The organism is Streptomyces sudanensis (assembly GCF_023614315.1).
Lineage (GTDB): Bacteria > Actinomycetota > Actinomycetes > Streptomycetales > Streptomycetaceae > Streptomyces > Streptomyces sudanensis.
In genome coordinates, this window is sequence record NZ_CP095474.1 from 1656580 (window position 1) to 1668995 (window position 12416).

Here is a 12416-nt window from a genome sequence, read left to right on the forward strand (position 1 = left end):
GGGGTCTCCTGCGCCGGCGCAGGAGGCTCCCGCCCCCGCCCCGGCGCAGGAGACCCCGGCTCCGGCTCCGGCTCCGGCTCCGGCTCCGGTTCAGGAGACCCCTGCTCCGGCTCCGGCTCGGCCCGCCCCGGCCCNNNNCCGCCGCCCAGGCGACGGACGAGGGCGTGTACGTGACCCCGCTGGTGCGCAAGCTCGCCTCCGAGCACGGCGTCGACCTGGCGTCCGTCAAGGGCACCGGCGTCGGCGGCCGCATCCGCAAGCAGGACGTCGTGGCCGCCGCCGAGGCCGCCAAGGCCCCGGCTCCGGCCGCCCCGGCCCAGGCGGCCCCGGCCGCCAAGGCGCCCGAGGCGTCCCCGCTGCGGGGCCAGACGGTCAAGATGACCCGCATGCGCAAGGTCATCGGCGACAACATGATGAAGGCGCTGCACGGCCAGGCCCAGCTGTCCTCGGTCGTCGAGGTCGACATCACCCGGCTGATGCAGCTGCGCGCCCGCGCCAAGGACGCCTTCGCCGCCCGCGAGGGCGTCAAGCTCTCCCCGATGCCGTTCTTCGTCAAGGCGGCGGCCCAGGCGCTGAAGGCCCACCCGGTCATCAACGCCCGGATCAACGACGACGAGGGCACCATCACGTACTTCGACTCGGAGAACATCGGCATCGCCGTGGACTCCGAGAAGGGTCTGATGACGCCGGTCATCAAGAACGCGGGCGACCTGAACATCGCCGGCATCGCCAAGGCCACGGCCGACCTGGCCGCCAAGGTCCGGGGCAGCAAGATCACCCCGGACGAGCTGGCCGGGGCGACGTTCACCATCAGCAACACCGGCTCGCGCGGTGTGCTGTTCGACACGATCATCGTCCCGCCGAACCAGGTCGCCATCCTGGGCGTCGGCGCCACGGTGAAGCGTCCGGTCGTCCTGGAGCACCCGGAGCTCGGCGAGACCATCGCCGTGCGCCACATGACGTACCTGACGCTGTCGTACGACCACCGCCTGGTCGACGGCGCGGACGCCGCCCGCTACCTGGGCGCCGTCAAGGCGATCCTGGAGGCCGGCGAGTTCGAGGTGGACCTCGGCCTGTAGGCGCGGCGGACGGGTCCCGTACGGCGCCCCCGCACCGGCAGTCGCCCGGTGCGGGGGCGCCGTCGCCGTTCCGGGCGCGCCCGGGCGGGATAATGGCGGTGGCGGCGCGAGCTGCCGCGGCAGCGAAGGAGCCCCCTCCATGACCATCCCGTCCCCCGTCGTGCACTCGCTGCGGGAACAGATCCGCGAGCACATCGTGGAGGGGATCGTCAGCGGTCGCTGGAAGCCCGGGGAACGCATCGTGGAGCGGCGCATCGCGACGGAGCTGCAGGTCAGCCAGACGCCCGTGCGGGAGGCCCTGCGGGAGCTGGAGAGCCTGCGGCTGATCGAGTCGGCGCCGAACAAGGGCGTCCGGGTGCGGAACCTGACCGCGGCGGACCTGGAGGAGTCGTACCCGGTCCGGGCGGGCCTGGAGCAGATCGCCGCGGAGCTGGCGGCGGAGCGCCTGGCGCGGGACTGCTCGGCCCTGGAGCCGCACGTCGCGGCGCTGTACGAGGCGGACGCGCACGGCGACGGGACGGCCCAGGTGCGGCACACGGTGGCCTTCCACCGCGAACTGGTCCGCGCCGCGCACAATGCCGTGCTCCTGCACACCTGGGAGGGCCTGGGGATCGAGGTCTTCACGGCCCTGTCGATCCGCTGGCTCGGCACGGTCCAGAAGGAGTACGCCCAGGAGCACCAGGACCTCGTCCTGGCGTTCCGCCGCCGGGACCCGGAGATCGGCTCGCTGGTCAAGGCCCACGTCCTGGGCTGCGCCCCGCGCGCCTGACGGCGGTCGGCCCGGAGGCCCGGGGGGGGCGTGGCCCCGGGCGTCCGGGCCGGCTTCCGTTCCGCGCGCTTTCCGGGCCCGCGCACACCTCTCACCCTTGAAAAACACGGCACGGGGTGCCTGGAAACATGGCACCCCATGCCGACTTTGCCCGTTGGCATAAGATTTTGCCGTTCTCCCTTTGATCGATCATCGATCGCGGCCTTACAGTCGGCGGCGGACCCCATCGGGAGTCCCCTCGCCCTGTCCTGCCAAGACCAAGGGCTCCACACCCCTTCGACTCAGGAAGGCGGCGATCATGACCGACCCGACCCGCATCCAGCCGAGCGAGCTCGACCAGCTCCCGGACCGCGACCCCGAGGAGACCGCCGAGTGGCAGGCGTCCCTGGACGCCGTGACCGCCGCGGCGGGGCCGCACCGTGCCGCGTACCTGATGCGCCGCACCCTGGAGCGGGCGCAGGGCGCCGGTCTGGCGCTGCCGAAGCTGCTGGAGACGGACTACGTCAACACCATCCCGACCGCCGCCGAGGCCGGCTACGGCTTCGACGGCGACGAGGAGCTGGAAGCCCGCATCACCGCCTGGGACCGGTGGAACGCCGCCGTCATGGTGACCCGCGGCTCCAAGTACGGCGTCGGCGGCCACATCGCCACCTTCGCCTCCGCCGCCTGGCTCTACGAGACGGGCTTCAACCACTTCTTCCGCGGCAAGGAGGGGGACGGCTCGGGCGACCAGCTGTTCCTCCAGGGGCACGCCGCCCCCGGCATCTACGCCCGCGCCTTCCTCGACGGCCGCCTCACCGAGGCGCACCTCGACAACTTCCGCAAGGAGGCCGGCGGCGACGGCCTGCCCTCCTACCCGCACCCGCGCCGGCTGCCGTGGCTGTGGGAGTTCCCGACCGTCTCCATGGGCCTGGGCCCGCTCTCCGCCATCTACCAGGCGCGCTTCAACCGCTACCTCACCCACCGCGGCATCAAGGACGTCTCCGCCTCGCACGTGTGGGCGTTCCTCGGCGACGGCGAGATGGACGAGCCCGAGTCGACCGCCGCGCTCGCCCTGGCCGCCCGCGAGGGCCTGGACAACCTGACCTTCGTCGTCAACTGCAACCTCCAGCGCCTCGACGGCCCGGTCCGCGCCAACTTCAAGATCGTGCAGGAGCTGGAGGCCCAGTTCCGCGGCGCCGGATGGAACGTGATCAAGACGCTGTGGGGCACGGCCTGGGACGAGCTGTTCCGGCTCGACACCACCGGCGCCCTGGTCCGCCGCCTCCGCGAGGTCCCGGACGCGCAGGTCCAGACGTACCAGACCCGCGACGCCGCCTACATCCGCGAGGACTTCTTCGGCAAGGACCCGGCCCTCGCCGAGATGGCGAAGCTGCTGTCCGACGACAGGATCGTCGAGTGCTTCCACCACTCGCGCGGCGGCCACGAGTCCCGCAAGGTCTTCGCCGCGTACAAGGCCGCGCTGGGCCACAAGGGCGCGCCGACGGTGATCCTCGCCCAGACCGTCAAGGGCCACACCCTCGGCAGCGGCTTCGCCTCCAAGAACGCCAACCACCAGATGAAGAAGCTGACGGTGGACCAGTTCAAGGACCTGCGCGACCGCCTCGGCCTGCCCGTCCCGGACAGCGCCTTCGCCGACGGCGAGGTGCCCTACGGCCACCCGGGCGCCGACTCCCCGGAGGTGCGGTACCTGCACGAGCGCCGCGCCGCCCTCGGCGGTCCCGTCCCCGCCCGCCGCGTCCACCCGGTCGCGCCGCTGCCCGCCCCGCCGGAGAAGGCGTTCACCGCGTTCGACAAGGGCTCCGGTTCGCAGTCCGTGGCGACGACCATGGCGTTCGTCCGGCTCGTCAAGGACCTGGTCCGCGACCGGGAGACCGGCAGGCGCTGGGTGCCGATCGTCCCGGACGAGGCCCGCACCTTCGGCATGGAGTCGCTGTTCCCGTCGCTCGGCATCTACTCGCCGAAGGGCCAGACGTACGAGCCGGTCGACCGCGACCAGCTGATGTACTACAAGGAGGCCGTCGACGGCCAGATCCTGAACGAGGGCATCACCGAGGCCGGCTCGATGGCCGACTTCATCGCCGCGTCCACCGCGTACTCCACGCACGGCGAGCCGATGATCCCGTTCTACATCTTCTACTCGATGTTCGGCTGGCAGCGGACCGCCGACCAGATGTGGCAGCTCGGCGACCAGCTCGGCCGCGGCTTCCTCGTCGGCGCCACCGCCGGCCGCACCACGCTCACCGGCGAGGGCCTGCAGCACGCCGACGGCCACTCCCCCGTGATCGCCGCGACCAACCCGGCGGCGCTGAGCTACGACCCGGCGTTCGCCTACGAGATCGCGGTGATCGTCAAGGAGGGCCTGCGCCGGATGTACGGCGAGGGCGCCCCGGGCGAGGACCGGGACGTCTTCTACTACCTGACCGTCTACAACGAGCCGGTGCCGCAGCCCGCCAAGCCCGCCGTCCCCGGCATCGACGAGGGCATCGTCAAGGGCCTGTACCGGTTCAGGGAGGGGACGGGCGCCGAGGGCGCGCCGCGCATCCAGCTCCTCGCCTCGGGCACGGCGATCCACTGGGCGCTGGACGCGCAGCGGACGCTGGCCGAGGAGTGGGGCGTGCGTGCCGACGTGTGGTCCGCGACCTCCTGGACCGAGCTGCGGCGCGACGCGCTGGAGGCCGACGCGGCGCTGCTGCGGGGCGAGGAGCGCGTGCCGTACGTGCGCCGGGCGCTGGACGGCGCCCCGGGCCCGGTGCTGGCCGTCAGCGACTACATGCGCCAGGTCCCGGACCAGATCGCGCAGTGGGTCGAGCAGGACTACACGTCGCTGGGCGCGGACGGCTTCGGCCTGTCGGACACCCGCGAGGCGGCGCGCCGCCACTTCGGCGTGGACGCCCCGTCGATCGTCGTGGCCGCGCTGGCCCAGCTCGCCCGGCGCGGCGAGGTCCCGGTCTCCTCGGTGAAGGACGCCCGGGACCGGTACGGCCTGTAGGCCCCGCCCCCTTCCGGCACCCGTGCCCCCGGCCGCTCCGGCGACCGGGGGCACGGCCGCGCCGGCTCCCGCCACCCGGCATGATGGCGGGGTGCGTGCCGCTCGTCTGATCAGGATGGTGCTGCTGCTCCAGTCCCGGCCGTCGATGACCGCCGGCGAACTGGCCCGGGAGCTGGAGGTGTCCGAGCGGACGGTGGCCCGGGACGCCCTGGCCCTGTCCGAGGCGGGCGTCCCGGTGTACGCGGACCGGGGGCGCGGCGGCGGCTACCGGCTCCTGGGCGGCTACCGGACCCGGCTGACCGGTCTGGCGCGCGGCGAGGCGGAGGCGCTGTTCCTGTCGGGCGTGCCGGGCGCGCTGCGGGAGATGGGGCTGGACGACGCGGCGTCGGCGGCCCGGCTGAAGGTGTCGGCGGCGCTGCTGCCCTCGCTGCGGGACGCCCCGCGGACGGCGGCGCAGCGGTTCCACCTGGACGCGCCCGGCTGGTTCCGGGAGCCCCGGACGCCGGAGCTGCTGCCGGTGATCGCGGAGGCGGTGTGGGACGACCGGCTGGTGGACGCGGCGTACCGGCGGGCCGACGGCGAGGTGGAGCGGCGGCTCGCGCCGTACGGGCTCGTGCTGAAGGCGGGGGTCTGGTACCTGTGCGCGCGGGCGGGGGACGCGGTGCGGGTGTACCGCGTGGACCGGTTCGCGCGGGTCGTGCCGTGCGGGGAGCGGTTCGAGCGGGACGAGGGGTTCGACCTGCCGGGGTTCTGGGAGGAGCGGGCCGCCGGGTTCGCGCGGTCGCTGCTGCGCGCGGAGGCGGTGGTGCGGCTGACGGAGGCCGGGGCGCGCGGCCTGCCGCACGTCACGGACCGGGCGGCGGCGCGGGAGGCGCTGGAGGCGGCCGGCCCCCCGGACTCCGCCGGCCGGGTGACGGTGACCCTGCCGGTGGAGTCCGAGGAGGTGGCGTTCGGGCAGCTGCTGGCGCTGGGCGCGGAGGTCGAGGTGCTCCGGCCGCACTCGCTGCGGGAGCGGTTCGCGGACGCGGCGGCGCGGATGGCGGAGCTGTACGGACACGGCCGGCGGTAGCCGCGGGGCCGGCCGGCGGCGGTCGCGCCGGACGGCCCCGCGGGGCCGGCGCCCGGTCAGCGGTAGTCGTCGGCGGAGGCGTCCCTGCCGCCGAAGACGACGTCCCGGAAGTACCCCGAGGCGTCCGGCCGCGACCCGTCGGCGTCGGTGAAGCCGTACTCCCTGGCGAGCTGCCCGCTGTCGAGGGAGCGGCCGTTCCAGCGGTGCCTGTCCGGGTCGGCGGCGAGGGCGGCGACGGCCCGCCCCACGTACACCGGCGACTCGGCGATGGCGAAGTGCGGCTCCTGGGCGCAGGCGTCGCGCCAGTTCTCCTCCCGTACGCCGAAGTGGTCGAGCATCTCCTCGGAGCGCAGGAACCCGGGGGTGAGGGCCACCGCGGTCCCGCCGACGTCCTCCAGGTCGTGCGCGAGGCCGAAGGCCATCCGGAGCGGGGCGGTCTTGGCCAGGTCGAAGTAGAACTGCTCGCGGAAGCGCCTGTTGGTCTCGGCGGTGCCGTCGGTCATCTCCACCACCAGGCCGCCCGGGCGGCGCACCAGCAGCGGCAGGGCGACGGCACTGGTGATGGCGTGGGTGCGGACGCCGAGGTCGAGCATGCGCAGGCCCAGGTCGAGGTCGATGTCCCACATCTTGGCGTCCCAGGTGGGCAGGAGCAGGTGGTCGCCGCCCCAGCAGCTGTTGACCAGCACGTCCAGGCGGCCCTGCTCGGCGTCGATCCGGGCGACCAGTTCGCGCACCTGCTCCGGCACGAGGTGGTCGGTGGGGACGGCGACGCCCCGGCCGCCGGCGGCGGTGACGAGTTCGGCGGTCTCCTCGACGGTCTCGGTGGGCCGGCCGACCTCGCTGACGCGGTCGCGGGTGGTGCGCCCGGTGGCGTAGACGGTGGCGCCGGCGGCGCCGAGCTGGACGGCGATGGCGCGGCCCGCGCCCCGGGTGGCGCCGGCGACGAGCGCGACCCTGCCGTCGAGCGGGCGGTTCTCCTGGGTGGTGGTGTTCGTCGTCATGGGGCGACCGTGCCACCGATATCCGACACCTCCTGTCGGATTTCCCGGGACACCCGCGGCGGGTCCTCCGGGTGCGCCGGTTCCCGTCGCGCCGGATGCTGGTCCCGTGATGGACGAGACGGAGTTCTGGGAGCTGGTCGACTCGACCCGCGAGGCCGCGGGGGGCGACCCCGACGACCACGCCGAGCTGCTCGTGGAGCGCCTGGTGCGGCTCGACCCGGAGGCCGTCGTCGACTTCGCCCGGCACTTCGAGGCCCGCTACAACCGCGCGGACACCTGGGACCTGCGGGCCGCCGCGGCGATCCTGCTGGGCGGCGCCCCGGACGAGGCGTTCGACTACTTCCGGTGCTGGCTGATCGGGCAGGGCCGGCGGGTGTTCGAGGGGGCCGTGCACGACCCGGAGTCGCTCGCCGAACTGCTGGAGGACTTCGACCCGGCGGTCGACGGGGACGGCGCGGAACTGGGCTTCGCGGCGGACGAGGCGCACGAGGCGCTCACCGGCGCGGAGACGCCCGGCCTGGGGCTGGCCCCGCCGCCGCCCGCGCCGCAGGGCGTCCCGCTCGACGTGGACGACGACCGGGCCCTCGCGGAGCGCCTGCCCCGCCTGTGGGACCGCTTCGGGGGCTAGGAGCCGGAGCCCCGGGACACCCCCGCCGAACCGGTCGCCGGGCGCGCCGCCGGCCGGTGCCGCGGACCGGGTCCGGCCGGGACCCTCGCCGCGCCCGGCCACCGGGGCCCGGCACCGGCGGCGCACCCGCCGGTGCGATGATGGCGGGTGCGGGATCCCGTCCCGTGGGCCCGGAGGGCCGAATCACCCTGTGAGGAGCCCGAGATGGCGACCGGTTCCGAGGACGGCCCCGCGTCCCTCTACGGCCCCGTCTCGCTCGCCCTCGGCGTCCTGGCCCTGCTCGGCGCCGTGTTCGCCGGTTTCCTCGGGATCGCGATCCCGCTCCTGTCCGGCAGCCTCGCCGTCACCTTCGGCCTCCTCGGCCTGGGCCGGGGAGTCGCCCGGGGCCGGTGCGCCGTCGGTCTCGCCACCGGCGCGCTGGGCGTGCTCTACCCGGTCCTCCTCGTCGGCTTCCTGGGCGTCTGAGGGCCTGCGCGGCGTCGCGCCGGGGCCCCGCCGCGACGGCCGCTCGCGACGGCGGGCCGAGCCGTGTTCCGGCGCAGGGCCGCCTCCGGCGCGCGAAGGACCCGGCGGCCCCGGCGCCCGGTCCCGTCAGACCGGCGGTCCCCCGCCGTCCCGTCAGGCGTCGAGCGACCGGCCCATGAGCACGTCGTCGACGTACTTCCCGTCCAGCAGGAACTCCCCGGGCAGGACGCCCTCGACGGCGAAGCCCTCCGACGCGTACAGGGCGCGCGCGGGCGTGTTGTGGCCGAGGACGCGCAGGGTGATCCGGGTGGCGCCCCGGCGGCGGGCCTCGTCGCAGGCGGCGCGCAGCAGGGCGCGGGCGACGCCCCGGCCGCGGGCGGACTCGGCGACGGCGAGGCCCTGGATCTGCCGTACGTGGCGGTTGCAGGCGAGGGGGGTGGGGAAGCCGAGGCGGACGTACCCCACCGGGCCGTCGCCGGGGTCGGCGACGAGGTGGTCCTCCGGCCGGCGGTCGGCGTCGAAGAACGGGGCGAACGGCGGCCGGGGGCGGGGCAGCACGGCGTGGAGCGGCGACCAGGTCGCGCGGTCGAGCAGGCCGAGGGCCTCGGCGTCGCCGGGCCGCGCGGGGCGGATCGGGGGCGGGCTCATGGCCGTCACTGTGCCACGGGTGCAGGATGTGGTCATGCCCCTTCCCCCGCAGTCCCNNNCNCCCCCCGCCGCCGGATCGCCGTCACCGGTGCGAGCGGCCTGATCGGTTCCGCCCTGGTGCGCTCGCTGCGCGCGGACGGGCACGAGGTCGTGCGGCTGGTGCGGCGCCCCGCGCGGGGCGCCGGCGAGGTGGAGTGGGACCCGAAGCGGCAGTACGTGGACACGGCCGGGCTCGTCGGCTGCGACGCGGTGGTGCACCTGGCGGGCGCCGGGGTGGGCGACCGGCGCTGGTCGGAGGCGTACAAGAGGGAGATCCGCGACAGCCGGGTGCTGGGCACGGCCGCCGTCGCGGAGGCGGTGGCGTCGCTGGACGCACCGCCGGAGGTACTGGTCTGCGGGACGGCCCTCGGGTACTACGGCGACACCGGCACGCGCGCGGTGGACGAGTCGGCCCCGCCCGGCGACGGGTTCCTGCCGTCGGTGTGCGTGGAGTGGGAGGAGGCGGCCGCGGCGGCCGAGGAGGCGGGCGTCCGCGTGGCGTACGCCCGCACGGGCCTGGTGGTGGCCGCGCGGGGCGGGGCGTGGGGCGGCTGTNCCCGNNCNGCCCCGCGCGGGGCTGGGCGGGCGGCTGGGGGACGGGCGGCAGTACTGGAGCTTCATCGCGCTGCACGACGAGGTGGCGGCGCTGCGGCACCTCGTCGACACCCCGGACCTGGCGGGGCCGGTGAACCTGACGGCCCCGGAGCCGGTCACCAACCGGGAGGTGACGGCCGCGATGGGCCGCGTCCTGCGCCGTCCGGCGGTCCTCCACGTCCCGGCGCCGGCCCTCCGCCTGGCCCTGGGCGACTTCGCCCACGACGTCCTGGGCAGCCAGCGGGTGCTGCCGCGCCGCCTGCTGGAGTCGGGGTTCCGCTTCGCCTTCCCGACGGTGGAGTCGGCGATCCGCGCCGCCCTCTAGGCTCCTCCCCCGGCCCGGCGGCGGGGTTCCGGGCCGGGCCGGGAGCGGCGCCCCGGCTCGTTTCCGGCCCCTCGCCCTCCCCGGGCCCGTGCCCGGGCGCTCCACCGGACGCCGACGCGGCCCCGCGGCGCGGGCGGGGCGACCTCGCCGTTCTCCNNCNCCACTCTCTCNNAGGGCGGNCCGCAGGGGNGCCTCCCCGCNNNCCCGCGGCCCGCCCGGCGCCCGGCGGCGCGTGGCCGGAGTAGCACACCCGTGCGACCTCCGTGCTTCGGTGCTCCCCCGTGCGCGCGACTCCCCCTACCGGCCGGTAGACCTACGCTCTGGTGCCGCACCAGGTGTCCCGGCCCCGTACGGGGGTATTCCGAGGCCCGTCCGGGGCATGAGCCGCCCACGCACCGAACCGTCACCCGGGGAGGGTCACGTGCTCAGTACCGCAGACCACGCGGACGTCGTCGTCGTCGGGGCCGGGCTCGCGGGCCTGGCCGCGGCCCACCACCTGACCGCCGCCGGACTGACCGTGCGGGTCCTGGAGGCCGCCCCGGAGGTCGGCGGGCGGATGGCCACCGACCACGTCGACGGGTTCCGCCTCGACCGCGCCAGCCCGCTGCTCAACACGTCGTACCCGGAGCTGCGCCGCTTCGCCGGCGCGGACTCCGGCACCCTGCGGCTCTTCCAGCCGGGGGTGCTGGTGCACGGCGCCGGCCGGCTGTACCGCACCGGCGAGGTCCGGGGCGGTCCGCGATCCGCGCTGACCCGGGCGCTGGCGGGCGGCCCGCGCCCGCTGGACCAGGCCCGCCTCGGCGCGTCGCTCGCCCGCCTCGCCGACACCCCCACGGACCGGCTGCTGGCCCGCCCGGAGCGCCCCGCGTCGGAGGCCCTGGCGGGCCGCGGGCCGTCGTCGCGGGCGGCCACGGCGTTCCTCCGGCCGCTGCTGGGCGCCCTGCTCGGCGACCCCGACCTGACCACCTCCAGCCGGTGCGCCGACCTGGCCCTGCGCGGGTTCGCCCGGGGGCGGCTGTGCGTCCCCGCGGGCGGGGCGGCACGGCTGCCGGAGCGGATGGCGCAGGCGCTGCCCGCCGGGACGGTCCGCACGGGAGTGCGGGTCGAGGAGGCGTCGATCAGCCGGGTGGCCACGGCGGAGCACGGGGAGTTCACCTGCCGGTCGCTGGTCGTGGCGACGGGGGCGCGGGCCGCCGCGGAGCTCCTGCCGGGACTGCGGGTGCCGGCGTTCCACCCGGTGACGGTCCTCCACCACGCCGCGCCCGCCGCGCCCCTGGCGGCACCGGCGCTGCTGCTGGACGCGGACCGGTCGGGCCCGGTGTCGCACACGGCGGTGATGAGCGAGGTGGACCCGGCGCGGGCGCCGCGCGGCCGGGCGCTGGTCACGTCCACGGTGCTCGGCACGCCCCCGGACGACCTGGACGCCCGGGTGCGGCGGCACCTGGCGGCGCTGTACGGCACGGGGACGGCGGACTGGGAGCTCCTCGCGGTGCGGCACGACCCGGAGGCCGTGCCGGCCATGCCCGTCCCGCACGACCTGCGGCGCCCGGTGCGGCTGCTGGCGGGCCTGTACGTGTGCGGCGACCACCGGGACGTGAGCTCCCCGCAGGGGGCGCTCCACTCGGGCCGCCGCGCGGCCCAGGCGATCCTCCAGGACTTCGGCCTCCCGGTCGAGGAGGCGTCCACGCGCGCCGAGGCCGCGTAGCCGGGCGGCGGGCGGGGCCCCTCTGGCGGGAGGGGCCCCGCGGGCCGCCCGGGGCGGCGGGCGCGTTCGTCAGTCCCGCGCCGCCGTGCGCTCGCGGTACGCGCGGACCGGCGGGGCGTCGCGGTGGGCGTCCAGGCGGCGCTCGAAGTCGCGGACGTACTCCACCGCGCGGGCCGAGCGCATCTCGGCGGCCTGCCGCGCCGCCTCCAGGCCCAGCGCGCACGCCTGCTCCAGCTCGCCGAGGGCGAGGCGGGCCGTGGCCAGGACGACGCGGCAGAGCGTACGGCTGCGCGCGTACCCGGGCGCGTACGCCTGGAGCGCGCGTTCCGCGTACTGCGCGGCGGCCCGGTACTGCCGCAGGTCCCGGTGGCAGTGGGCGAACTCGTCCGCCAGCCGCGCCTCGTCGAAGGAGCGCGCCCAGGACGGCACCTCCTCGCCGGAACGGGCGCCCTCCAGCGCCCGCTCGGCGCGCACCAGCGACGAGGTGCACGCCCGCGCCTCCCCCAGCAGGGCGTGGCCCCGCGCCTCCGCCGCGTGCAGCAGCGCCTGGACGACGGGGGGCGCCGACGAGCCGACGCCCTGCTGGGCGACGCGCGCCAGCTGCACGGCCTCCCGGCCGTGTCCCAGGTACACCGCCTGGCGGCCCATCGTGGCGAGGACGTACGAACCGTACGCCCGGTCCCCCGCCGCCTGGGACAGCCGCAGGGCCTGCACGAAGTACCGCTGGGCCAGCCCGTGCGCGGCGATGTCGTACGCCGTCCAGCCGGCCAGCCGGGTCAGGTCGGCGACCGCGCCGAACAGCCGCCGCCCGACGGAGTCGCCGTAGCCGCCGCGCAGCATGGGCTCCGCCTCGTGCTCCAGGTACCGGACGAGGGCCTGCCGGGCATGGCCGCCGCCGTGCGCGTGGTCCAGCGTGCGGAACAGCTCGCACACCGAGTGGAGCGCCGCGACGTCCCCGGCGGTGACGCGCTGCCCCGCCCCGCCCTCGGTGCCGCGCGGACGCGGCGGGGAGAAGGAGGCGGCGCCGGCCGGGCGCGCCGGGGTCCCGCAAGGCGGCTCGGCCGGGCGGGCGGCGCCGGGAGCGCCCCGGCCGGTACGGGCC

8 protein-coding genes and 4 pseudogenes are annotated in these 12416 nt (G+C 76.4%); 9 read left to right on the plus strand and 3 right to left on the minus strand.

Annotated elements, in window-relative coordinates; all coding sequences use genetic code 11:
• Positions 1-138: 138 nt before the first annotated feature.
• The 4 genes and pseudogenes from sucB to MW084_RS07665 all read left to right on the plus strand — a co-directional run.
• A pseudogene (sucB, locus tag MW084_RS07650) lies at positions 139-1079 on the plus strand (2-oxoglutarate dehydrogenase, E2 component, dihydrolipoamide succinyltransferase); the annotation flags it as partial.
• A 145-nt stretch (positions 1080-1224) separates the two neighbouring features.
• Positions 1225-1848 carry a GntR family transcriptional regulator gene (locus MW084_RS07655; RefSeq protein ID WP_029553353.1) on the plus strand — a complete coding sequence of 208 codons (624 nt, stop codon included), beginning with the start codon at positions 1225-1227 and terminating at the stop codon, positions 1846-1848.
• A 298-nt stretch (positions 1849-2146) separates the two neighbouring features.
• Positions 2147-4840: a pyruvate dehydrogenase (acetyl-transferring), homodimeric type gene (gene aceE, locus MW084_RS07660; protein ID WP_010469243.1), complete on the plus strand. Its 2694-nt coding sequence runs from the start codon at positions 2147-2149 to the stop codon at positions 4838-4840.
• Between the two features lie 91 nt (positions 4841-4931).
• Positions 4932-5909 (plus strand): helix-turn-helix transcriptional regulator, encoded by a 978-nt coding sequence (locus tag MW084_RS07665; protein ID WP_029553352.1) that lies wholly within the window; start codon positions 4932-4934, stop codon positions 5907-5909.
• A gap of 56 nt (positions 5910-5965) precedes the next feature.
• Here the strand turns inward: MW084_RS07665 and MW084_RS07670 are convergent, their stop codons facing one another.
• Entirely contained in the window at positions 5966-6910 is a 945-nt protein-coding gene (locus MW084_RS07670) for an SDR family oxidoreductase (RefSeq protein ID WP_010469241.1), read from the minus strand.
• 109 nt (positions 6911-7019) lie between these two features.
• Between MW084_RS07670 and MW084_RS07675 the strand changes: the two genes are divergently transcribed.
• Both MW084_RS07675 and MW084_RS07680 read left to right on the plus strand, forming a co-directional pair.
• A complete protein-coding gene (locus tag MW084_RS07675; protein WP_010469240.1) occupies positions 7020-7538 on the plus strand; it encodes a DUF4240 domain-containing protein in 519 nt (172 codons plus the stop codon).
• Between the two features lie 204 nt (positions 7539-7742).
• A complete protein-coding gene (locus MW084_RS07680; protein ID WP_010469239.1) occupies positions 7743-8003 on the plus strand; it encodes a hypothetical protein in 261 nt (86 codons plus the stop codon).
• 153 nt (positions 8004-8156) lie between these two features.
• Here the strand turns inward: MW084_RS07680 and MW084_RS07685 are convergent, their stop codons facing one another.
• Positions 8157-8651 (minus strand): GNAT family N-acetyltransferase, encoded by a 495-nt coding sequence (locus tag MW084_RS07685; RefSeq protein ID WP_010469238.1) that lies wholly within the window; start codon positions 8649-8651, stop codon positions 8157-8159.
• 61 nt (positions 8652-8712) lie between these two features.
• On the opposite strand from MW084_RS07685, the pseudogene MW084_RS07690 reads away from it, so the two are divergent.
• The 3 genes and pseudogenes from MW084_RS07690 to MW084_RS07700 all read left to right on the plus strand — a co-directional run.
• Positions 8713-9245: pseudogene (locus MW084_RS07690) on the plus strand (NAD-dependent epimerase/dehydratase family protein); the annotation flags it as partial.
• Between the two features lie 9 nt (positions 9246-9254).
• Positions 9255-9609, plus strand: a pseudogene (locus MW084_RS07695) (DUF1731 domain-containing protein); the annotation flags it as partial.
• Positions 9610-10030: 421 nt separating this feature from the next.
• Positions 10031-11314 carry an NAD(P)/FAD-dependent oxidoreductase gene (locus MW084_RS07700; RefSeq protein ID WP_010469236.1) on the plus strand — a complete coding sequence of 428 codons (1284 nt, stop codon included), beginning with the start codon at positions 10031-10033 and terminating at the stop codon, positions 11312-11314.
• Positions 11315-11383: 69 nt separating this feature from the next.
• Here the strand turns inward: MW084_RS07700 and MW084_RS07705 are convergent.
• Positions 11384-12416, minus strand: a pseudogene (locus MW084_RS07705) (regulator); the annotation flags it as partial.